The sequence below is a fragment of the Labrenzia sp. C1B70 genome, assembly GCF_000475395.1.
GTDB classification, from domain to species: Bacteria; Pseudomonadota; Alphaproteobacteria; order Rhizobiales; family Stappiaceae; genus Roseibium; species Roseibium algicola.
In genome coordinates this window covers 69,282-88,980 of sequence record NZ_AXCE01000034.1, presented here as the reverse complement: position 1 = coordinate 88,980, position 19,699 = coordinate 69,282, and the positions used below count along the sequence as shown (strand labels likewise).

20 protein-coding genes are annotated in these 19,699 nt (G+C 57.2%); 8 read left to right on the top strand and 12 right to left on the bottom strand.

The genetic code is table 11. The annotated features are described in order from the left end of the window. Nucleotides 1-44: 44 nt before the first annotated feature. The 4 genes from Q666_RS55170 to Q666_RS55155 all read right to left on the bottom strand — a co-directional run bounded on the left by Q666_RS55170 (nucleotide 45) and on the right by Q666_RS55155 (nucleotide 4,490). Nucleotides 45-749, bottom strand: coding sequence for an SDR family oxidoreductase (locus tag Q666_RS55170; RefSeq protein WP_022998329.1), 705 nt, complete (start codon nucleotides 747-749; stop codon nucleotides 45-47). Between the two features lie 217 nt (nucleotides 750-966). Further along, nucleotides 967-3,414, bottom strand: a complete 2,448-nt coding sequence (gene clpA / locus Q666_RS55165; RefSeq protein ID WP_022998328.1) for an ATP-dependent Clp protease ATP-binding subunit ClpA — start codon at nucleotides 3,412-3,414, stop codon at nucleotides 967-969. Nucleotides 3,415-3,426: 12 nt separating this feature from the next. Continuing rightward, the gene (clpS, locus tag Q666_RS55160) at nucleotides 3,427-3,759 is read right to left on the bottom strand and encodes an ATP-dependent Clp protease adapter ClpS (protein WP_031268357.1); all 333 of its coding nucleotides are present in this window, start codon (nucleotides 3,757-3,759) and stop codon (nucleotides 3,427-3,429) included. 398 nt (nucleotides 3,760-4,157) lie between these two features. Beyond that, nucleotides 4,158-4,490, bottom strand: coding sequence for a phasin family protein (locus tag Q666_RS55155; protein WP_031268356.1), 333 nt, complete (start codon nucleotides 4,488-4,490; stop codon nucleotides 4,158-4,160). A 606-nt stretch (nucleotides 4,491-5,096) separates the two neighbouring features. On the opposite strand from Q666_RS55155, the gene Q666_RS55150 reads away from it, so the two are divergent. Continuing rightward, on the top strand, nucleotides 5,097-6,782 hold the full coding sequence (locus Q666_RS55150) for an SPOR domain-containing protein (protein ID WP_022998325.1): 1,686 nt from the start codon (nucleotides 5,097-5,099) through the stop codon (nucleotides 6,780-6,782). Between the two features lie 17 nt (nucleotides 6,783-6,799). Here the strand turns inward: Q666_RS55150 and Q666_RS55145 are convergent, their stop codons facing one another. The 3 genes from Q666_RS55145 to Q666_RS55135 all read right to left on the bottom strand — a co-directional run bounded on the left by Q666_RS55145 (nucleotide 6,800) and on the right by Q666_RS55135 (nucleotide 9,089). Continuing rightward, complete coding sequence (locus tag Q666_RS55145) at nucleotides 6,800-7,507, bottom strand: DnaJ domain-containing protein (protein WP_022998324.1); 708 nt, start codon at nucleotides 7,505-7,507, stop codon at nucleotides 6,800-6,802. A 147-nt stretch (nucleotides 7,508-7,654) separates the two neighbouring features. Beyond that, entirely contained in the window at nucleotides 7,655-8,395 is a 741-nt protein-coding gene (locus tag Q666_RS55140; RefSeq protein ID WP_031268354.1) for a hypothetical protein, read from the bottom strand. Between the two features lie 103 nt (nucleotides 8,396-8,498). After that, nucleotides 8,499-9,089, bottom strand: a complete 591-nt coding sequence (locus Q666_RS55135; RefSeq protein ID WP_208993793.1) for a DUF2306 domain-containing protein — start codon at nucleotides 9,087-9,089, stop codon at nucleotides 8,499-8,501. A gap of 131 nt (nucleotides 9,090-9,220) precedes the next feature. On the opposite strand from Q666_RS55135, the gene Q666_RS65105 reads away from it, so the two are divergent. After that, nucleotides 9,221-9,823 carry a TetR/AcrR family transcriptional regulator gene (locus tag Q666_RS65105; RefSeq protein ID WP_161633199.1) on the top strand — a complete coding sequence of 201 codons (603 nt, stop codon included), beginning with the start codon at nucleotides 9,221-9,223 and terminating at the stop codon, nucleotides 9,821-9,823. A 10-nt stretch (nucleotides 9,824-9,833) separates the two neighbouring features. Here Q666_RS65105 and Q666_RS55125 read toward each other — a convergent pair whose 3' ends face one another. Next, nucleotides 9,834-10,268: a DUF1489 family protein gene (locus Q666_RS55125; RefSeq protein ID WP_022998320.1), complete on the bottom strand. Its 435-nt coding sequence runs from the start codon at nucleotides 10,266-10,268 to the stop codon at nucleotides 9,834-9,836. A gap of 121 nt (nucleotides 10,269-10,389) precedes the next feature. On the opposite strand from Q666_RS55125, the gene Q666_RS55120 reads away from it, so the two are divergent. The 3 genes from Q666_RS55120 to Q666_RS65670 all read left to right on the top strand — a co-directional run bounded on the left by Q666_RS55120 (nucleotide 10,390) and on the right by Q666_RS65670 (nucleotide 13,205). After that, a complete protein-coding gene (locus Q666_RS55120; protein WP_035909384.1) occupies nucleotides 10,390-11,274 on the top strand; it encodes an SDR family oxidoreductase in 885 nt (294 codons plus the stop codon). A 113-nt stretch (nucleotides 11,275-11,387) separates the two neighbouring features. Continuing rightward, the gene (locus tag Q666_RS55115) at nucleotides 11,388-11,930 is read left to right on the top strand and encodes a hypothetical protein (RefSeq protein ID WP_152506418.1); all 543 of its coding nucleotides are present in this window, start codon (nucleotides 11,388-11,390) and stop codon (nucleotides 11,928-11,930) included. Between the two features lie 519 nt (nucleotides 11,931-12,449). Next, nucleotides 12,450-13,205 (top strand): DUF599 family protein, encoded by a 756-nt coding sequence (locus tag Q666_RS65670; protein ID WP_075282964.1) that lies wholly within the window; start codon nucleotides 12,450-12,452, stop codon nucleotides 13,203-13,205. On the opposite strand, the gene Q666_RS55100 is transcribed toward Q666_RS65670, so the two are convergent. Together Q666_RS55100 and Q666_RS55095 are read right to left on the bottom strand one after the other, a co-directional pair. Continuing rightward, a complete protein-coding gene (locus Q666_RS55100; protein ID WP_022998315.1) occupies nucleotides 13,091-14,338 on the bottom strand; it encodes an adenylate/guanylate cyclase domain-containing protein in 1,248 nt (415 codons plus the stop codon). The two genes, Q666_RS65670 and Q666_RS55100, sit on opposite strands and share 115 nt — an antisense overlap. 112 nt (nucleotides 14,339-14,450) lie before the next feature. Further along, nucleotides 14,451-15,248 (bottom strand): YdcF family protein, encoded by a 798-nt coding sequence (locus tag Q666_RS55095; protein WP_022998314.1) that lies wholly within the window; start codon nucleotides 15,246-15,248, stop codon nucleotides 14,451-14,453. A gap of 310 nt (nucleotides 15,249-15,558) precedes the next feature. Between Q666_RS55095 and Q666_RS55090 the strand changes: the two genes are divergently transcribed. The 3 genes from Q666_RS55090 (at nucleotide 15,559) to Q666_RS55080 (ending at nucleotide 17,872) form a co-directional block, all read left to right on the top strand. Next, the gene (locus tag Q666_RS55090) at nucleotides 15,559-16,104 is read left to right on the top strand and encodes a methanogen output domain 1-containing protein (RefSeq protein ID WP_022998313.1); all 546 of its coding nucleotides are present in this window, start codon (nucleotides 15,559-15,561) and stop codon (nucleotides 16,102-16,104) included. Nucleotides 16,105-16,106: 2 nt separating this feature from the next. Continuing rightward, the gene (locus Q666_RS55085) at nucleotides 16,107-17,102 is read left to right on the top strand and encodes a sensor domain-containing diguanylate cyclase (RefSeq protein WP_023014589.1); all 996 of its coding nucleotides are present in this window, start codon (nucleotides 16,107-16,109) and stop codon (nucleotides 17,100-17,102) included. A 365-nt stretch (nucleotides 17,103-17,467) separates the two neighbouring features. Continuing rightward, on the top strand, nucleotides 17,468-17,872 hold the full coding sequence (locus tag Q666_RS55080) for a Clp protease ClpP (protein ID WP_031268347.1): 405 nt from the start codon (nucleotides 17,468-17,470) through the stop codon (nucleotides 17,870-17,872). A 67-nt stretch (nucleotides 17,873-17,939) separates the two neighbouring features. Here the strand turns inward: Q666_RS55080 and Q666_RS55075 are convergent, their stop codons facing one another. Further along, nucleotides 17,940-18,554: an ATP-dependent Clp protease proteolytic subunit gene (locus Q666_RS55075; RefSeq protein WP_022998310.1), complete on the bottom strand. Its 615-nt coding sequence runs from the start codon at nucleotides 18,552-18,554 to the stop codon at nucleotides 17,940-17,942. 183 nt (nucleotides 18,555-18,737) lie between these two features. Further along, a complete protein-coding gene (locus Q666_RS55070) occupies nucleotides 18,738-19,595 on the bottom strand; it encodes an adenylate/guanylate cyclase domain-containing protein (protein WP_022998309.1) in 858 nt (285 codons plus the stop codon). Nucleotides 19,596-19,699: the final 104 nt, after the last annotated feature.

The window sequence follows — 19,699 nt, the reverse complement described above, 5'->3', positions numbered from 1 at the left end:
GGCACGCGAATTGCCGAACTCCCTTTTGATGCCCTCTGAACAGCTCACACCGACCGCGTCAGCCCACCATCGATACGTATGTTTTGACCTGTGATATAGGCCGCCTCGTCGCTGGCCAGATAGGCGATCAGGCTTGAGATTTCGTCCGAGCGGCCGTAGCGGCCCATGGGGATCCGCGCCAGGCGATCTTCCTTCTCCGGCAGGCTGTCTATGAAACCGGGCAGGATATTGTTCATGCGCACGTTCTCGGCAGCGAACTTGTCGGCAAACAGCTTGGTGAAGCTGGCCAGCCCTGCCCGAAACACACCGGAAGTCGGAAACATCGGGTCCGGCTCGAAGGTGGCGAATGTGGAGATATTGATCACCGTTCCACCACCTTGTGCAGCCATGATCGGGGCGACAAGGCGTGCCGGGCGAATGACATTCATCAGGTAGTAATCCATGCCGAGGTGCCAGTCCTCGTCGGAGATTTCCAGAATATCGCCTTTCGGGCCATGTCCGGACGAATTGACGAGAACATCGATCCGGCCAAGAGCGTCCACCGTCTTGCTGACAAAGGAGGTCAGGTCGTCTGCAACAAGATTGGATCCGGTGAACCCGACCCCGCCCAATTCCTCCGCGAGCGCTTCCCCCTTGCCGGAGGACGACAGAATTGCGACCCGGAACCCATCTGCAGCCAACCGTCTTGCTGCATCGGCCCCCATGCCGGAGCCGCCAGCGGTGATCATCGCAACCTTGTTATCGCTCATGTCCGTTCTCCCGAAAGTGTCTGCTTCATAGCTAGGCAAGCAGCCCGGTGGCGGCAAATGATTTTCCTGAATGGTTTCAATTCCAAACATGAATGAGAACAGGCCCAGGGCGTGTTCCAACCCGGCCCGTTTCGCGCATTGCGCGTCGTCTGTGCATGCGAAAAACAAAAAGGCCCCGAATCTCTTCGGGGCCTTTCCTATCTGATTGTGCAGGGCCTCAGTCGGCCAGCGGTACCTTGGGCACAAGGCTTTTCTTGGCCGGACCGCTCTTGCCTGCAGGAGGCTTCGTATCCTTGGCGGCCGCTGCCTTGGCAGTAGGCTTGCGCCGGCGCTTCGGCTTTGCCTTGGTTTCGGTCTTGGCCTTGGCTTTTGGCGGTGTCGCACGCTCCTCGATGCTTTCCAGAAGCAGACCCTTGCCGTCCTCGGACACGGTGACCTTGACCATTCCGCCTTTCTTCAATTTGCCGAACAGCACCTCGTCCGCCAGAGGCCGCTTGATGTGCTCCTGGATGATCCGCCCAAGCGGGCGAGCCCCCATCTGGCTGTCATAGCCCTTGTCGGCAAGCCACTTGACGGCATCTTCCGTCAGTTCGAAGGTCACGCCGCGGTCAGCCAGCTGGACTTCCAGCTGCATGACGAACTTCTCGACCACCTTGTAGACGACTTCCATCGGCAGATTGCCGAACGGAATGATCGCATCAAGACGGTTGCGGAACTCAGGCGTGAACAGCTTGTTGATCGCCTCCGCGTCGTCGCCTTCCCGCTTCATGCGATTGAAGCCAACCGGCATCTTGGCCATGTCCGCGGCACCGGCGTTGGTGGTCATGATCAGGATGACATTGCGGAAATCGACCTGCTTGCCGTTATGGTCGGTCAGCTTGCCATGGTCCATCACCTGCAACAGGATATTGAACAGGTCCGGATGGGCCTTTTCGATCTCGTCCAGCAGCAGCACGCAGTGCGGATGCTGGTCGACACCGTCGGTCAAGAGGCCACCCTGGTCGAAGCCGACATATCCCGGAGGTGCACCGATCAGGCGCGACACGGTGTGCCGCTCCATGTATTCGGACATGTCGAACCGGATCAGTTCAACACCCAGTGAAGATGCCAGCTGCCGAGCGACTTCCGTCTTGCCGACGCCTGTCGGGCCGGAGAACAGATAGCTGCCGATCGGCTTGTCAGGCTCACGCAGACCGGCACGCGCCAGCTTGATGGCAGACGCCAACGTCCCGATAGCTTCATCCTGTCCGTAGACAACCCGCTTCAGATCCTTGCCGAGGTTCTCCAGAATCTCCGCATCATCCTTGGAAACGGACTTCGGTGGGATCCTGGCCATGGTGGCAATCGTGTTCTCGATTTCCTTCACGCCAATGGTCTTGCGGCGGCGGGCTTCGGGAACAAGCATCTGCGAGGCACCGGTTTCATCCAGCACGTCGATCGCCTTGTCCGGCAGCTTGCGGTCGGAAATATATTTCGCCGACAGCTCCACAGCCACCTTGATGGCATCGTTGGTGTAACGCACCTTGTGGAAGTCTTCGAAGTAAGGCTTCAGGCCCTTCAGGATATCGATCGCGTCCGGGATCGACGGCTCGTTGACGTCGATCTTCTGGAAACGGCGAACCAGCGCCCGGTCCTTCTCGAAGAACTGGCGGTATTCCTTGTAGGTGGTCGAACCGATGCAGCGGATCGCTCCGGAAGCAAGCGCAGGTTTCAGAAGGTTGGACGCATCCATCGCCCCGCCAGAGGTTGCACCGGCGCCGATCACAGTATGGATCTCGTCGATGAACATCACCGCACCCGGGTAGTCCTCGATCTCCTTGACCACCTGCTTCAGCCGCTCCTCGAAATCGCCGCGATAGCGCGTACCCGCCAGCAGCGACCCCATATCGAGCGAGAAGATGGTGGCATCCTTCAGGACATCCGGCACATCGCCATTGACGATGCGATGCGCCAGCCCTTCCGCAATGGCGGTCTTGCCGACACCCGGGTCGCCGACGAAGAGCGGATTGTTCTTCGACCTGCGGCACAGGATCTGGATCGTGCGCGAAATTTCGCTGTCGCGCCCGATCAGCGGATCAATCTTGCCGTTGGTGGCCTTGGTGTTGAGATTGACACAGTAAGCTTCAAGAGCGTCCGTCTTCTGACTGGACTTCTTCTCGGTTTCAGCTCCGGGCATCACATCTTCTTCATCCGCCCCTTCGACTGGACGGGCCTCGGACATGCCGGGACGCTTGGCAATGCCGTGCGAGATATAATTGACCGCGTCGTAACGGGTCATGTCCTGATCCTGCAGGAAGTAGGCCGCATGGCTTTCGCGCTCGGCAAAGATCGCAACAAGCACGTTGGCACCGGTCACCTCTTCACGGCCGGACGACTGGACGTGGATAACCGCCCGCTGAATCACGCGCTGGAAGCCCGCGGTCGGCTTGGAATCCTCGTCACTGTCCGTGACAAGGTTGTCCAGCTCGGTTTCGATATATTCAACCAGATTGCGGCGGATCGTTTCCAGATCCACGTTGCAAGCCCGCATGACCGCAGCCGCGTCCTGGTCGTCCAGCAACGCCAGCAGAAGATGCTCCAGCGTTGCATACTCCTGCTGTCGCTCGTTGGCGAAGGCCAGAGCCTGGTGAAGTGCTTTTTCAAGACTGCGTGAGAAGGAAGGCACGTGCGTTTGTCCTCACTTTTTTTCCATGACGCATTGCAACGGATGCTGATGCTTGCGCGCGAAATCCATCACCTGGGTGACTTTCGTCTCCGCGACCTCGTAGGAATAAATCCCGCATTCCCCGACGCCGTGATGGTGAACATGCAGCATAATGCGGGTCGCCTCTTCGCGGTTTTTTTGGAAGAAGTTCTCCACAACGTGAATGACGAACTCCATCGGAGTGTAGTCATCGTTCAACAGCAGCACTCGATAGAGATTTGGCCGCTTGGTTACTGTTTTGGTACGGGTGACTGTAACCGTTCCGGCGTCGCCACCGTCATTGTCATAATCAGAGCCCGCCGACATTGCCGTTTCTTTTGCCTCTATCACTCCGGCCATCACCAAATTTCGAATCCTGAACACACTGCCCTGCGCAGCTGGTCCAGAGCTTTCCGCAGCACGGACTGCGCCGCGAATACGCATTCTCAGTGGTAATCCTGCCGCGCAAGCCGCGCTCGCGCAATGGTCGATTTCATCAACATAAAGGTCAACAGCGCATTTGTAGTCCCTGCGCTGCCGGTCAAGAGGAATGTAGGTTGCCCGATAATGATTAAAAGGTGGCAAGAGAACGCATTTCGAAATCCGGCCGCAAATGGCAGGATAAACCGCGGCAAGCCTGTAAATCTGTGCATATACGAAAAAACCCGGCTCGTCGGAGCCGGGTTTGAAGCTTCAAGCCGTCCTGCGACGGCTGAAAGGAAAACTTATTTCGCAAGCTTGCCCATCACACCTTCGTAAGGCTTGTAGGCATCCTTGGACATGTCGGTGACCATTTCACCAATCTTCGTCATCTCGCCAACAAAACCTTCATAAGCGGTTTTGACGTAGTCGGCCTGCGCTTCAAATGCCTTGTCGAGGGACTTGGAGGAAACGAGCTTCTCAACAGCTGCGGATCCTTCCTCGAAGGACTTTTTCTGGTAGTCGGCCATTTCAGCGGCGATGGCCTGGAAACCCTTGCTGACGGAGCCGAAAGACGCCATGGCCATATCCATGTTGTCTTTGCTCATCTTCTGCATTTCATCAAAGTTGTTCATCATTTTTCTGCCCTTTTCCGGCGAACCGGTTTCCAATCCCAAGCATCGGCCTTATGGGGCGGCCCGGCGCGCGTATCGCGTTACCTAACGGGATTTTGTCGTAATGCACTGCACAATAAGTGTCAAGGCGATTTTGCATTGCAAAAACAACCATTACGCGAACTTGACAATCCTTCCATGGCGTAAGCTGTCAGACTTCCCTCTGAAAACAGATGTCCCTGATCGAGATTGGCACCAGCAACCGGAAGCAGGAAACAACAGAGCCTCAGCAAGATTTCAGTCAGATTCTTGAATTTGACCAACTTCGGAACAACAGACACCGAAAATAAACGAACGCTTAACCAATAAAACAAATGAAAATAAGATTAGATCTAAATAATTCTTATCAAGTACGCAAAACACAACCTTAACCAACAATTAACTCTAACAAAAAACTATTTTTTTAAGTGCTTTTTCGATCATTCATTTACTCATTCGTAACCGTGATTCCATCAAATGACATGGAGAACGACGGGGCCGCGGCTTTGAATCGCAGGGGGTTAAGATCCGAACCGTGCCGCTCCAGATACGAACCACGTGACCCAGAATGGGATAGTAATTGTGTTTGGGATGCGTATTTTTCGCAAAGGACGGGCTCTCGCCCGCACCGCTAAGATCTTGACCCTCGGCCTGGTGCTCCTGGGGGTCCCGGCAACGGCGATGGCCAACCCGAAATATGCGGGGATCGTCGTTGATGCAAAAACCGGCAAGACACTTTACTCCTCCTCGGCTGACGCCTACCGGTATCCGGCATCGCTCACCAAGATCATGACGCTTTATATTGTGTTCGAGGAACTGGAAGCCGGGCGACTGTCGCTGGACTCCAACCTGAGCGTTTCCAGCTACGCTTCAGCACGTCCACCCTCCAAGTTGGGCCTCAAGCCCGGCGGCACAATCAAGGTCAAGGACGCCATCCTCGCACTTGTTACCAAGTCCGCGAACGACGTCGCATCCGTGATCGCTGAAAACCTTGGTGGCTCTGAAAAGAAATTCGCCGAGCGCATGACCCGTACGGCGCGCCAGATCGGCATGTCGAAGACCACTTTCCGCAACCCGCACGGCCTGCCCGACAGCGGTCAGCGTACGACAGCCCGCGACATGGCGACGCTTGGCCGCGCGATTCAGGAACGGTTCCCGCAGTACTACGGCTACTTCAAAACCCGTGCCTACAAGTACAACGGACGCACCTATGGCAACCACAACAAGTTGCTGGGCCGTGTAAAGGGCGTAGACGGCATCAAGACCGGTTACATCCGGGCATCCGGCTTCAACCTGGTGACATCTGTGAACCGGGACGGACGGCAGATTGTGGCCGTCGTGATGGGTGGCAAGACCGGCGCGTCACGCAACGCGCAGATGACAAAGCTCATCAACTCTTATCTGCCCAAGGCAAGCCGCGGCCCGAAAACGGCCCCGCTGATCGTTCAGAACACTTCTGAACCGACTTTCGTGGCAATTGCGCTGAAGAACCCGCCTCTTCCGAACAGCAAGCCGGGAAGCGAACCTGTGCCTGCAACGGGTGAGCCCATGGTGCTGGCATTCACCGCACCGTCCAACCCAGGCGCCATTCCGACACCGGCTCCGGCCCCCCTTCCCGTGACTGCGTCCAATGCGCCAGTCATGGCTTCGGCCCAGGCCCCTGCTCCGGTTCCAGGCTTTGGCAACGACGTTCCGCTGCCGCCGAAACTGGTCAAGCAACGCTTTGACAGCACGTTTGCAGTCGCAACAGCTTTGCCGCCGATCCCGCCTTCAAGCCCGGATGAGCCGCTGAACACCAATTCGATTTCCCGGACTGCCCTGATCGAAGCTGCAAGAGCAGAGGTCGTGAAGTCGGACAACAGCCAGCGCGCTGTCGGCTCCGCGCAGTCGGTCAAGACGGTCTCCGTTCAGACGATCGCGGTCAACACGACGCCGGTTGAAACGGTTGCAGCGCCTGAAACCGCAGCTGCCGACAACAGCAGCGACGACGACAGCGTTACGGTTGCAACCAGCGACACCCGCGATGTCGAGCCGGGCTGGCAGGTCCAGATCGCCGCAACAGAATCCGAAGGCCAGGCCATCACTATGTTGAAGAACGCCAAGGCCAAGACCGGATCCGCCCTTCGTGGCCGGGTCCCTTACACCGAACCCGTCGACACCAACGGACAGACCCTCTACCGGGCCCGCTTCGTCGGCTTCGACACCAAAACAGCTGCGTGGAATGCCTGCAAAAGCTTGAAAAAGGCAAAATACGCTTGCTTCGCCATCTACCAGTAACCGCGTAACGGATGCCGTCAATGTCTTCTGAGAAGCGTGTCTTTAGCCTCGTTGATTTTCGCCGCGAGGAAACCGGAGCCTCCCTGGTCGGGATGGACCCGCATCATAAGCCTGCGGTGCGCGGCTCTAATTTCCGCGTCCCCGGCATCGGGCGTAAGCCCCAGGATCTGGTAGGCCTCCTCATCTGTCATGGGGCCAGAGCTCGCCGCGCTTCCCTGCCGCTCTGCTCCATTCGCCTGGAAGTGTTCACGCCAACTGGCAAGCCTGCGGTCGAGATAAGCTTCGACTAGCTTCTGGCTCTGACCGTCTTGGGCCGTCTCCTGCCAAAAGGCTTCCAGGTCCGTTTCGGTCAACTGATCCAGCTCGCGCCCCTGATAGGTGCCTGCCAGCACGGTCCCGGTCATGTGACCGGTATCGTGATCGAGTTCCATCTCCACCATAGCGGTCCGCACACGGGAACGTTGTCCGGAGGTTTTCTGAGGTTTGTAGCCTGACGAGAGCCAGTTCAGCCCGGACATCCCCAGCACCGACAAGCCAAGCCCGAACAACGGGATGGCAAACACGAACCGGCCCGTCAGCGCAAAGACAAGCGCCAACACCATCAGAAACGCTCCTCCGAAGAGGCGCAGTCCTCTGGCCAGATTTGCGGGATTGGCGTTCACGAACTTGTTGCCGAGCGTCAACAGGGCGGTCAGCAGTATCAAGCCGATAATCAAATAAATCATGTGGCGGTTGGTTCCCCGTTCGCCGGCCCGGGACCATCACATTGGGATGCCCCGGCCCTACTCCAGTCACGTGTCGAAAGTTGCCGAGTATGTAAACCTCCGGCACCGGCTACAGCAAGGAAGTGCAAGCCCGGCGCTTTCCGGGCTCTAGCGGGCCGATGGTAGCTGCTGCAGCAGAAGCGTTGCGCCCTTGCCGCCTTGCTTTTCCAGCTGCTGGAGTGCCGTCCGGCCTCCGCTGGCGAAAACGGCAACCGCTTTCAAAAGATCGGCCAGTTGCTGGGCAGAACCGGAATCAAACCGGCAAAAGGCGCCGTTGGTCAGTCTGGCCATCTCGCGAAACGCGCGCTCAGCGACGCCGTCACGCCCCTCCTGAAACAGGAACATCGGCACACCAAGCATGCCCAGCTGACCTGCCTTGTCACACAGGGCATCCACGTCCTCTTCCATGCAATCGCCGACATAGACCAGCGCCGCGATTTTCTCGGTATCGGCAGCGGACAAGGCAGCCGAGAGTACCTTTCGGATCTGGGTACGCCCACCCTGACAGGAAATCCGGCTCATGGCCTGGGCAAGCTCAGTGCCGCTGGAAAACCACCGGGACGCCCGGCATTCACCGAAACCGCGAAAATAGACAAGCTTGATGCTGAGGCCTGAAATCTTGCCGGCTTCCTGAAACATCTCCGCCTGGATCTGACAGGCCTGGTCCCAGGTCGGTTGACGGCTCATGGTAGCGTCCAGGGCAAACACCAACCGCCCGCCGCTGCCCGGTTGCGGTGCAATTTCCTTGGCCTTCTGAAGAAAGGCAGCAACATCGGATTCGGCTGAAGGCACGCGGGCGTCCTGCTTGACCATAGGGTCTACCGTGCCTCTGCCGGTCTTGACGTTCACGGCCGCCTCCTTCTGCCAGTTGGTGACACTCAACTTGGGTCGGGGCAGCGGTTTTGGCAAGTCTCAAGCCGTCGGATGCGACATGGCGCAGCCGATCATGTTCTTACGCCGTCGCTGAAATCAGGCGTGTCTTTCCGGGCCGAGCCATCTGCAGGTATGCCTCCATGACGAAGACGTTAGGCACCCAGCACAGCCAGGCGATAAGTGGATAGGCGACATCAAAATCGACCCCCGCCGCCATACTGCTCCCCAGATAGACCCGCAATGTTACGGCAGCAAATGTAAGAGCTGCCGAACGCAGCATCCAGGCTCGGTGACGCGGGAATTGCCGCCTCAAGGCAAAGGCGAACGCGATGCCGGTCGTCGCCAGCCACAAGACTGCGAGAATCGCAAAACCTGTTGCAGCGAAGGTCCCTGCAGTCGTGTGAAAGGCCAGCTGAAGTCCTGCAATCCCCGAGATCAGGATCGACACGACATACCCTCGCCCCAGCCAGCGATGCAGTTTCGGCCTGCTGGCTCGCAGCCTTGACACGAATTGAAACGGCATCAACGCGAGTGCGATCGGTGCAACACCGATATGGGCGTAAAGCATCAGCGCATTTCCGTCGAGGTTATGCGCCACGAATTCCATAGAAGCGGATACCCCCAGCGCCAAAAACCTCAATGAAGCCACGGCGACCAGAGCGGCGCTCACGGCTGCCGTCCAAAAAGCGACGTTTGCTGCAAACCTAGAAACCATCGACATACCGACCCTCCAACATAACTTGACAGTGTCAAGATAGAGCGAAACTTGACACTGTCAAGCGAATGACCGATGAAGACCACATGACAGTTCCTCCTCCTCGTCGCAAAAGAGACGGCAGTCTTCGAAAAGCCCTCGTTGATGCAGGTGTGGCGCTTTTGCGAGAACGTGGTCCGGACAAGCTCTCGTTGCGTGAATGCGCTGCCAAGGCGGGTGTGTCACACGCTGCGCCCGGTTATCACTTCAAGAACATCACAGGTTTGTCGACGGCGATTGCAGGGCGCGGCTTCGCCCTGTTTTGCCAGGCGATGGAACAACGCCTAGATGCGTCTCCTCCTGCGGCAACAGAAAGACTGCGCGCGATCTGTCAGGGGTACCTGGATTTCGCCACCGGCCACCCGGAGCTGTTCCTGTTCATTTTCTCGGGACAGAAGTTCAATGAGGATGACGAGGAATTCGCGGTCCACGCCTCAAGGGCCTACGCCATCCTGCGCGAAACATGCGCACCGCTGATCCCTGAAGGGACCGATCCGGAAGAAATCGAGATACTCGTGTGGTCGCTGGTGCATGGCTATGCCCATCTTGCCATGACACGAAAGAAGGAGAACCCGGGCCTCGGGCGCGGCTGGCCGGAACTCGGCACACTGGTCACGCATCTTCAGAAAGCCCTGCCGGATCCAGGCTGATATCAGAGGATCAAAGCAGGCAGAGTTCCGTAAGATCCCGCCGCATGTCCTCCGGCATGGCGTGTGCCGCACCACCAGCCTTCAGATCCGCCGGCGCGTCCTGCACCTTCAGATATCGCCAGCCCTGAAACGGCCGCTTGGGCTGGTACTGCGTCAGGATCAGTCTCGGCTCCATCACCAGGTCGCAGCGTTTGACGCCCGCCTGATCCGTAAACGGCCTGATGTCGATCAGGTGCTGACGCACCTGGATCTTGCCCTTGATCACCCAATAGAGAGACCCACCGTCCAGAAGCTCGTCCTTGCGGGTTGGCACCATGCGCGTCGTATGGATCGTTTCCGCCGGAAGTCCCGATTTGCGGGCGTTCTCCATACGAAAATCGATCCAGGCCTGAAGAGACTCGACGCTGTCCGCGCCGACGCACAGTTTTACCAGATGCAAGGTCATGCTTCTGACGTATCAGGCTTCCCGCCAAGGTCAAGATTGTGGCGAGAAACGGCGGTGGATTGTCCAATTTCACAGGCAGCTTCAGCTTGCGCCGATGGCAAGAACGCGGTTCTCTTTGTCCATGGAAGTATTTGTAACGGGTGGAACCGGCGAGATCGGTTCTGCCGTGGTAAAGCGGCTGGTTCAGGATGGTGCCAGGGTAATCGGTCTGGCCCGCTCTGACGCGTCCTCGGCCAAGCTGCGTGCGTTCGGTGCAAGCGCCTACCCGGGCGACTTGCGAGCACCGGAAAGCTGGGTATCACGGGCGGCCTCATGCGATGCCGTCATCCATCTTGGTGCAACTTTTTCTGAAGACATGGGCCGTGTTGACCGCCAGAGCATGCTTGCGTTGAAGCAGGCATCAAGGCACCGCAAGCAGCCGCTCAAGATTATTTACACCGGAGGCATCTGGCTCTTTCCCGCAACCGCAGGCGACAGCCTGTTGACCGAGAAAACCCAGTTCGCGCCCTTACCCGCGTTTCGCTTCATGACCGAGACGATCAGGACCCTGTCACACGGAACGGATCTCAATCTGACGGTCATTCATCCGGCCCTCGCCTGCGGCCAGACGACCGGGCCGATTGCCGAGATGACGGCCGCGCTGAAAGAAGGCAGGCCGTTTGTAACCCGCGCGACGTCGCAAACCAAATGGGCGCTTGTTGAAATCAACGACCTTGCCGCGCTTTATGCTCTTGCCCTCAAGAACGCACGGTTCCGGATGTCCCTGATCGCGAGCTGCATTCCCGGCATCTCGGTCGGTCATCTGGCATCTCACATTTCAGCCCGCCACGGACTGCCGCTGGAAATCGTGACAGTTCCGGCCCCTGAGGCAACTGAACCGCTTACCGACTGGGCCGCCGGATTTGCCTTGTCGCAGTCCGTCGACGTCAGCCATGCCCAAAGGGCAACTGGCTGGCAACCGGAACATTCGACAATAGAGGACCTCGTGGTATCCCTGTCAAAATAGACGATAACCTTGAGTTTTGAGCAGCTTAGCGCACTGAGTCCGGTATTGGACAAAGACTTTCTAAAGTTTTGAAGGTGTATGATCCGGACAAAAGCTCAATACAGGGTCCGGGCGTGTTACGTACACTCACATCGTTGCTGGTCTTTCTCGTTTCCGTTTTGCCACTTCAGGCGGAAAGCATCCCCGTTGGCATATTCAAGGTGGTGAACACAGAAGGGTTTGTTCAAAGCAACGGGGAACGCATCGCGCTGGCAACCGACATGAACGAAGGCACGGCCCTGATCGAAAGGGATGCCACCAACCGTCTTGATGTCGAGATCAACGGCGCCAAACTCAGCCTGTTTCCGCTGGAACAAGGCCTGGCCGCGCTGACGTGGGACGCCAACGGAACGTCCCTGCTTCATGACATCGACATTCAGGCATTGTTCGGGAAAGACAATCCGGAAGATGTTCCGGCCTGGGGCGCGGAACTGGACTGGCCAGGATCCGGCACCGTTCAACTTGTACTGCTGCCTCTGGGTGAAAGAGCCTATACCGCATTCCTCATCAGCCATCCCGGCAACAGGACAGTGGTGCGGCAAATGGAATTCAGGCAGTCCTACGGGCCGTCGGACAGACCCGAGATTTCGTTCTCAACCAGTTCTGCCGGAAACTGACACGCCCGAAGTTCGAGCGACGCCTTCTCAGCTCGGAGAATACCGAGCTCGCATAAAATGTCCCCTAAAACGACAAAAGGCGCAGCCTCACGCTGCGCCTTTGTTTTCATTGCGTCCCGCTGGCTTATTTGGCGGCGGCGACGGCTTGTTGTGCACTTTCAACATCGTTGAACAGAAGTACCATCGTCAATGCGAGGCCCACTGCAGCGACAGTCCAGAGAGTGACGCTCCAACAAGATTTCTGCACGTTTTCGTCCATAAAAACCCTACATATTGTTGTGCGGCGCCGGGTCCCACCGACCTCAAATATGGCGCCATTGAGGCGAGGAGGTAAACGATCCATTACCATTTCGCAAGCGCAAAAAAAGAGCAGCTGATCCCGCATTTTTGCATTCCTCGTTTCGCATCAGGAAATTCAGCCACTTAGTCCTCTCGGTGCTGCCTGTTAGGGACCAGGAAAAAGTCTGGTAAGACAGACCATGGCCGGATTCGGCCACCGGAGAATCAAAAGGGATCAGGATGCACGCGCTCTCGAATATGGACCTGGCAGCAGCCGCCTGGTTTCTGTTTGCCTGGCTCGGTTTCAATTTGCTGATCGATGTCAGTCCGCTGCGTAAAAAGACATTGTCCAGCGCCATGGAAACCTACAGACGCGGCTGGATGCGTGCCATGAGCCTGCGGGAAGTCCGCATCATGGACACGTCTATCATGTCCGGGCTGCAACAAGGCACTGCGTTCTTCGCGTCAACGTCCCTACTGGCAATCGGCGGCGGCTTTGCGCTGCTGGATGCAACGGAACGCATCGTTCAGGTCGCCGGTGACCTGTCCATCCCGGTGGCCGACAGCCGCGCGCTCTGGGAAATCAAGGTGCTCGCCCTGATGCTGATCTTTGCCTATGGATTTTTCAAATTCGGCTGGGCATACCGGCTCTTCAATTATGCCAGCATCGTCATGGGCGCAGTCCCGCAACAAGGTCAGGCACCTGACGAAGTGATCGCGAAAATGGCTGCGCAGGCGGGGGAGCTGGGCGTTCTCGCAGGCCGCCATTTCAATCGCGGCCAGCGAGCGCTGTTCTTTTCGATCGGCTTCCTTGGGTGGTTCGCCGGGCCTTATGTATTTGCCGCAACCACCCTCGCCGTTCTCCTGGTCCTGCTACGTCGTCAGTTCGTTTCCAAGGCCAGAGCCGCCGTGCTCTTGGGGCAATATCCGAACTTGGGGTCCGCGGACAAATCCGGCGAATACACCGATACGGGTTCATCAAACCCCTTCACCTGATAGCGGCCAAAAAGGCCCGACCGGCACCCCATGATATCGGCCAGGGCATCCGAGACCAGAAGCTGGCGCTGCAGATCCTTTGCAAGCTCTGCAATACGGGCCGCAAGATTGACCACTGGGCCGACGACCGTGAAGTCCAGCCGCGTTTCGCTGCCGACATTGCCGTAGAAGACATCGCCCGCGTGAAGGGCAATTCCAACGCTCAGGTCAGGTGTGACCGAACAAGTTCGGGCCGTGTTGATCGCCTCGATTCGCGTCAGCGTTTCACGTGCTGCCATCAGCGCACGCACCGAGGCGTCCCTGGCTTCCTCTTCGGTTTCATACGGAAAGATCGCCATCACTTCATCGCCAATGAACTTCAGCACCTCGCCACCGTGGGCTTCGACAGCTGCTGTCATCGCTCCGAAATACTTGTTCAGAAACAATACGATCTTGTCCGCTGGAAGTGTGTTGGAAAGACGCGTGAACCCACGGATGTCGGCGAAGCTGACAACCGCCTTGATCCACTCGCCTTCTCCACGCCGCGTGGTGCCGTCCAGAACCTTCGAACCCGCCCGCGGGCCGACATAGGTGTCCAGAACGGTTTCAGCGGTGCGACGCAGTGTTTTTAGTTCACATACGAGGGCAAGCGGCTGGATCAGCGATTCAAAAACGCCGATATGCGACCCTGAAAATCCGCCTGGTGTCTTGGTGGCGAAACTCGCAACTTTCACCGAACCGTCGGAGAACCGCATGGGCAGAGCGATATAGTCGGTATAACCTTCCTGGCGCAGCTCTGCGGTAATCGGAAATTCGTCGGCGACAGCCGGCTTCTTGCCGATTTCCACTCGAACGACCCTCTGCGTTTCATGCACGCGCTTGATCGGGCTTTTCTGGTACTCGTCCTGCGATTTGTTCTCAGCAGTGTGAAGACGCAATTCCGGCGTCTGGCCGTTGACCCAGATCGAGCTTTCCGCGCGCACGTTCGGATGCACCACCCAGATCCCTGTGGTGACACGATCGACCGGAACTTTTCCGGCGCGCAGACGTTTCGCCATCTCAGTGACGATTTCCAGCGTCCCCTTCAATTGGGGCGCATCGCTGTAGAGCCATTGTACGACGTCTGCCGCAACGATCGGCGCTTCGAGGACCATCAGCCCACGTCCTTTCAAATCCCTGATTGAGCCCAGTATATGGGAACACGCTCCGCACAGTAAAAGAGGTTCGATTTCAAAAGTCGCTGGCAGTCGAAAGGGTTTTGCAAATTCATGGACCAGGGAAGAATTCCGTGCTCCTGCCAAGCATCCAGTAGACAGCCAGACCAACCCATTCCCGGTAGGCGATATCAAAGCGCCGCAGGCCTTTTGAAGCACCGTCGAAGCCGAGCGACTTGTCCTGCGGTCCACGCGTGCGATAGTCGACCGGATATGCCGTCACCCCGGTCCAACCGGCCTTTTCGAACACTCCCATGGCGCGCGGCATGTGATAGGCCGAAGTGACAAGAAGCCACTGCTGTCCGGGCTGTGGTTGCACAATATCCTTTGCGTAGACTGCGTTTTGCCAGGTGTTCTGGGACTTGTCTTCCAGAATGACGCGATCGGAAGAGATGCCGAAGTCTCGAAACAGTCGCGCAGCCCCTTCGGCTTCTGTTGCCTGGTCCGACACGATCATGCCCTGCCCACCGGTGTGGATGATCTTCGCCTCCGGCAACGCTTTGGCCAGCCGCGCAGTGATGGTGATGCGCTCGGCGGACATTGTCAGGGCCGTGTCGCCCCGCACGCCGGTCACCACCGTGTCCACGGCACCACCCAGAACGATGATCCCGTCATAATTCTCCAAAGTGCCGGGACGCTGAAAACGGTCCTCGAGGGGCACAATCAACCAGTTGGCTGCCGGTGAGAAAGCGCAAACCACCAAACCAAGAAAACCGGCAAAAGTCAGAAACCGTCCACTGCGCCGCCACTTTGACGTAAGGCTGAGCACCAATCCCAAAGCCATCAGAACAACGAGAAAATTGGATGGCAGGATCAGAAATCCGCCGATCTTGGATAGGTAAACATACATCTGAAAAATCCGAATCGTTGCGGGCCCGATGCGTGACAAAGATACGGTGAAACCGACAATATTGAGACTTGAAGCTGAAGTGAGCACACATCCTGACAGCTTTGAGCCAAAATGGTTTTCACGGTCTTGGTCCGGATTTTCCAGTCGTTCTCCCGATCGACAATTTCGACAATATTCGAGGAACAGACGTCCGCCCACGCATTGTCACAAATCTCCAGGTTGCATCATTATTGTCTCTTTATTTCAAAGGTTTAATTGATTCGAAAGAAAATTCACCCAACGTTAGATTGCAACCCTAGGAGGATCGATCATGAGCCTGCCGATTGAAGTGGACCAGCAGCAGCCGGAAATCACCAAGGCTCAGATCCCTCTGGAGACAACAGACTTCTTCAATCAGATCATTCGAGAGCTCAGCGGAGCACTGCAGGAAATTGTCGGAGTGAACGAGGCGGAGGGGTTCATCGCACTGGTAGCCAACCGCATCGGTGAAAAGATCAATTCCGATTACAAGTCTGCCCTGCATCTTGAACAGATCCTAAGGCCTATGCTCGCAGACGTCCTGGCTGACCTGAAACGACGGATCGGTGGCCAGTTCAGTGTCGAATATGAAGACGACAAGGTCTTGATCCTCAAGAACGCCCGCTGCCCGTTCGGAGATCGCGTCAAGGACCGCCCGTCCCTCTGCATGATGACGACAAACGTCTTCGGAAGAATTGCTGCAGATTGCCATGGCTACGCCAGGGTCCAGATCGACAGGTCAATTGCCCGCGGTGATACTGACTGCCGTGTTGTCGTCCATCTGGCTCCGACCGTAGAGAACGACGTCAACGGCAAAGAATTCTACAGGGTTCGATAGCCGTGCCCAGGTCCACTGCCATCATATCGGCCCTTGTGCAGACCATGCCCCAGCCTATTCTGCTGCTGGACGATTATGGCCGTGTGGTTCTCGCAAATAAGGCAGCCAAATCTCTTGCCGGAATTGGCGTAGGTGAACAACTTTCAGACAAGGTCAGGGATACAGCGCAGGTGGATGACTACCTGTCGATGTGCAGGTCTTCAACCACTCCCGTTCCGGTGCGCCTGAAACTTCTGTCCGGATATGAAAGCGTTGCTTTCGGCCACAGACTGTCTGTGCCTGGCACCGGAATTGATGGCGCCGTTCTTGTCCGCTTCGACGAGAACATGAACCTTTCCAGCAAATTTGCCGCGCTCAATGCCGACATTTCGTCGCTTAACAACAAGATCCTGCATTTCGGCCAGGAGCGGACCGAACTTGAAAACCTGGCACTTACGGATCCGCTTACCGGTATCTCCAACCGCCGCGGGTTCGACCAGGAACTGGACAAGGAATACAATCGATCTGCTCGCTATGACCACGACTTCTGCATCTCCCTGATCGACCTGGACCATTTCAAGTCGATCAACGATGCCCATGGCCATCAGCTTGGAGATGAAATCCTCGTTCATTTTGCGCAAAGGTGTCTGGAACATCTTCGCCAGACGGATGTCGTTTGCCGTGTGGGTGGTGAAGAATTCGCGCTGATCCTGCCGGAAACAAATCTGGAGCAAGCGACGATTGTCGTCAGTCGCATGCTTGATCTGTTGAACGCGACACCAATGTTCGCGCGCGGCAAGAGATACGCCTATACCGCAAGCGCGGGCCTGGCGGAAAAAAGGCCAGAAGACACCCCTGCCTCGCTTTTTGAACGGGCTGACAGAAACCTCTATTTGGCAAAGGAAACCGGCAGAGCCCGCCTCATCGCCGGGGAGGCCGTCCCCACGGCAGCGGCCATCGAGACCGGAAAATCCGGCGAATGCCGGAAGTCAGGGCGCATCGATTCGCAGCATTTCTGAAATTGATCCGAACTTTGGCTATTGCCGGCAAGCTTCGATTTGGTCAGGCTTTTCGCCGATCCGACCACCGCGGGCATTCCTTAGATGCCTCACTATTTTTAACAATGTGGACGCCGATGCCTCCGCGGGGCCTGACTGACCGCTGTTTACGGGTCCTGTAACGCGCCTGTCACATTTTACCGACATCTTCCTGCTCAAACCGTTGAAAACGGCCGCTTTGGGGCTGTTTTCACCGCACCAATTCGCCATTAGCGGGCACTGGTGATTTTGACAAAGGGTTTATCCGTGATCGGAGTCACAGGGCTGGCACGCTTTCTGAGTCATCTTGGCGACATCGTAATGAAGGATCAATGAGGGTTAGCCAGATGACACTCTATATGAAACTAGGCGGTCGCAAGGCGATCATGCGGGCAATGCCTCGCCTCAAAGCGAGACTGGAACAGGACCCGTGTTTCGACGTGACCAGCTTTCTGCCGGAATTCGAACACTCGGACGATCTGACCGAGTTCCTGATCTTCCTTGCCGGTGGAGCGCCATTTTACGACGGCAAGCCCGTCTGTGAACTGCTGGCGCCGATCTGCACCTGCAACAACATCTACGAACGCTTCGTGGATCACCTTGTCGCAGTCATCTTCGACGGCGCCCCTGCCCCCGGAGACGAAGAGCACCTGCGTGAGCTCATGTCCCGACTTCGGCCGCATGTGCTCAACCCCAAGCCGGTTGCACCGGTAATGGTCTATTCCGTCGAACCCGAACCGATCTGCCTCTGATCGGTTCGGATAGAAAAAACGCCGGCATTTGCCGGCGTTTCTACGTTTGCAGTCAGGTCAGTCGGGATCAACCCAGTTCGTCCACGCTTGTGACGATCTTGCCGACCAGACCGTAGTCGATACCCTCTTCCGGGCTCATCCAGTAGTCGCGATCGGTGTCTTTTTCGATCCGTTCGATCGGCTGGCCTGTCGCCGCCGCGAAGATCTTGTTCAGTCGATCGCGCATCTTGATGATTTCCTTGGCCTGGATCTCGATATCCGTGGCCATGCCGCCGGCACCACCGGACGGTTGATGAAGCAGGAAACGAGTGTTCGGCGTGCAGAAACGCTTGTCCTTGGGAACCGACACGTAGATCAGTGCACCGGCGCTGGCCACCCAGCCCATGCCGAGGATACGGACCTCGGGTGCGATGAACTTGATGGTGTCGTGAATCATGTCACCGGATTCGACATGACCGCCCGGAGACGAAACAATGACCGTGATCGGGTCGTTGGAAACCTGCGCCAGCGCCAGAAGCCGGGCGCACACGTCGCGGGCCATGTCCTGTGTCACCGGACCGGTGATCAGAACTGTGCGCGCTTCGAACAGATGCTTGTCGACCTGGATCGACGGCTGGCTCTTGGGCTTATCCTCGTCTTCATCGTCGAGGCGTGCAGGCACCGTGGTCGAATAGTTTTTCATGCGCAGGATTAAGCTCCCTTTGCTGTTGGGCCGGACTGGCCGGCATTTTCGATGGGCTGACGGAATGTTTCGCCGCCCCGCGTTGGTCCATGTGTAAGCGAAGTCAGTTGCACTCGCAAATCATCAGACCCTGATTAGCGTGAAAAGAGTTATCAGATCGGCAACACGTGACATTGCCCTCTCTCAATCACCCGGTCCCGTCGTCTCGCCGAAGCGCTTTTCCTGTCGCCCGACAAGCAGATACCAAACGAGCATGGCTGCGAAAGGCAGGGACGGCCAGACGAACCACAATGTGGACAAGCCAGATGTCAGCAGGTTGATCACGAAAAACAGACCGATCATGAAAACGCAGCTTCGCACCCGCTTTGGCTGAGCCCTCAACCAACGGCGCGCCTGTTCAAACCCGGAGGCAACCGCCTGGGTGTCTCGTTCCCATTCCGGTCTTGGAATTTCGGTCTGGCGTCGCTCCGCAGTTCCACTCGTCTCCTGCCCGGACCGTTTTTCTTCCGGCGCATTGCGACCGCCAATACGCACGCAATAGGTTTCAACGGGATCGGTAACGTTCTTGACATGTTGAGGGCCAAGCGGCTCAAAGCCCAGCGCCATCTTGGTCTTGACCTGGTCATAGACCGATTGGGAGAGCATGATCCCGCCCCTCGGCGCGATTTCCTGCAAACGGGCAGCAACATTCACACCGTCGCCGTAGATATCCTCGCCCTCGACCATGATGTCGCCGAGATTGATACCGATGCGAAACTCCATCCTGTTCAGGTCCGGCAAGTCCGCATTGCGAACGGAAAGCTCGTTCTGAATGTCGACGGCGCATTGAACAGCCTCCATCACCGAGGCGAACTCGATGATGACAGCATCACCCCATGTGTTGACGATACGTCCATTGTGACGCTCGGTCAGCGCAGACATCACCAACCGATAGGCCTTGAGCCGGTCCAGCGTTCCGTCTTCATCCCGCTCCATGAGCTTGGAATATTGCGCAACGTCTGCGCACATAACTGCCGCCAGACGCCGCTTGACCCGTTGCATGCTCTTACCCCGCTTGCTCCCGCTTAGGAATGGGAAGGCAAACCGGAAATTGCAAGGGAAAATCCACCGAATTCGCCACCCAGCCCGAAGTTCGGCCAACTAAG

Excerpts from the sequence above, each read along its gene's own strand:
- Q666_RS55170 (WP_022998329.1), bottom strand. The coding sequence starts at position 749 with ATGAGCGATAACAAGGTTGCGATGATCACCGCTGGCGGCTCCGGCATG.
- clpS (WP_031268357.1), bottom strand. The coding sequence starts at position 3,759 with ATGTCGGCGGGCTCTGATTATGACAATGACGGTGGCGACGCCGGAACG.
- Q666_RS55155 (WP_031268356.1), bottom strand. The coding sequence starts at position 4,490 with ATGATGAACAACTTTGATGAAATGCAGAAGATGAGCAAAGACAACATG.
- Q666_RS55150 (WP_022998325.1), top strand. The coding sequence starts at position 5,097 with ATGCGTATTTTTCGCAAAGGACGGGCTCTCGCCCGCACCGCTAAGATC.
- Q666_RS55145 (WP_022998324.1), bottom strand. The coding sequence starts at position 7,507 with ATGATTTATTTGATTATCGGCTTGATACTGCTGACCGCCCTGTTGACG.
- Q666_RS65105 (WP_161633199.1), top strand. The coding sequence starts at position 9,221 with ATGACAGTTCCTCCTCCTCGTCGCAAAAGAGACGGCAGTCTTCGAAAA.
- Q666_RS55125 (WP_022998320.1), bottom strand. The coding sequence starts at position 10,268 with ATGACCTTGCATCTGGTAAAACTGTGCGTCGGCGCGGACAGCGTCGAG.
- Q666_RS55120 (WP_035909384.1), top strand. The coding sequence starts at position 10,390 with ATGGAAGTATTTGTAACGGGTGGAACCGGCGAGATCGGTTCTGCCGTG.
- Q666_RS65670 (WP_075282964.1), top strand. The coding sequence starts at position 12,450 with ATGCACGCGCTCTCGAATATGGACCTGGCAGCAGCCGCCTGGTTTCTG.
- Q666_RS55100 (WP_022998315.1), bottom strand. The coding sequence starts at position 14,338 with ATGGTCCTCGAAGCGCCGATCGTTGCGGCAGACGTCGTACAATGGCTC.
- Q666_RS55095 (WP_022998314.1), bottom strand. The coding sequence starts at position 15,248 with ATGTATGTTTACCTATCCAAGATCGGCGGATTTCTGATCCTGCCATCC.
- Q666_RS55090 (WP_022998313.1), top strand. The coding sequence starts at position 15,559 with ATGAGCCTGCCGATTGAAGTGGACCAGCAGCAGCCGGAAATCACCAAG.
- Q666_RS55080 (WP_031268347.1), top strand. The coding sequence starts at position 17,468 with ATGACACTCTATATGAAACTAGGCGGTCGCAAGGCGATCATGCGGGCA.
- Q666_RS55075 (WP_022998310.1), bottom strand. The coding sequence starts at position 18,554 with ATGAAAAACTATTCGACCACGGTGCCTGCACGCCTCGACGATGAAGAC.
- Q666_RS55070 (WP_022998309.1), bottom strand. The coding sequence starts at position 19,595 with ATGCAACGGGTCAAGCGGCGTCTGGCGGCAGTTATGTGCGCAGACGTT.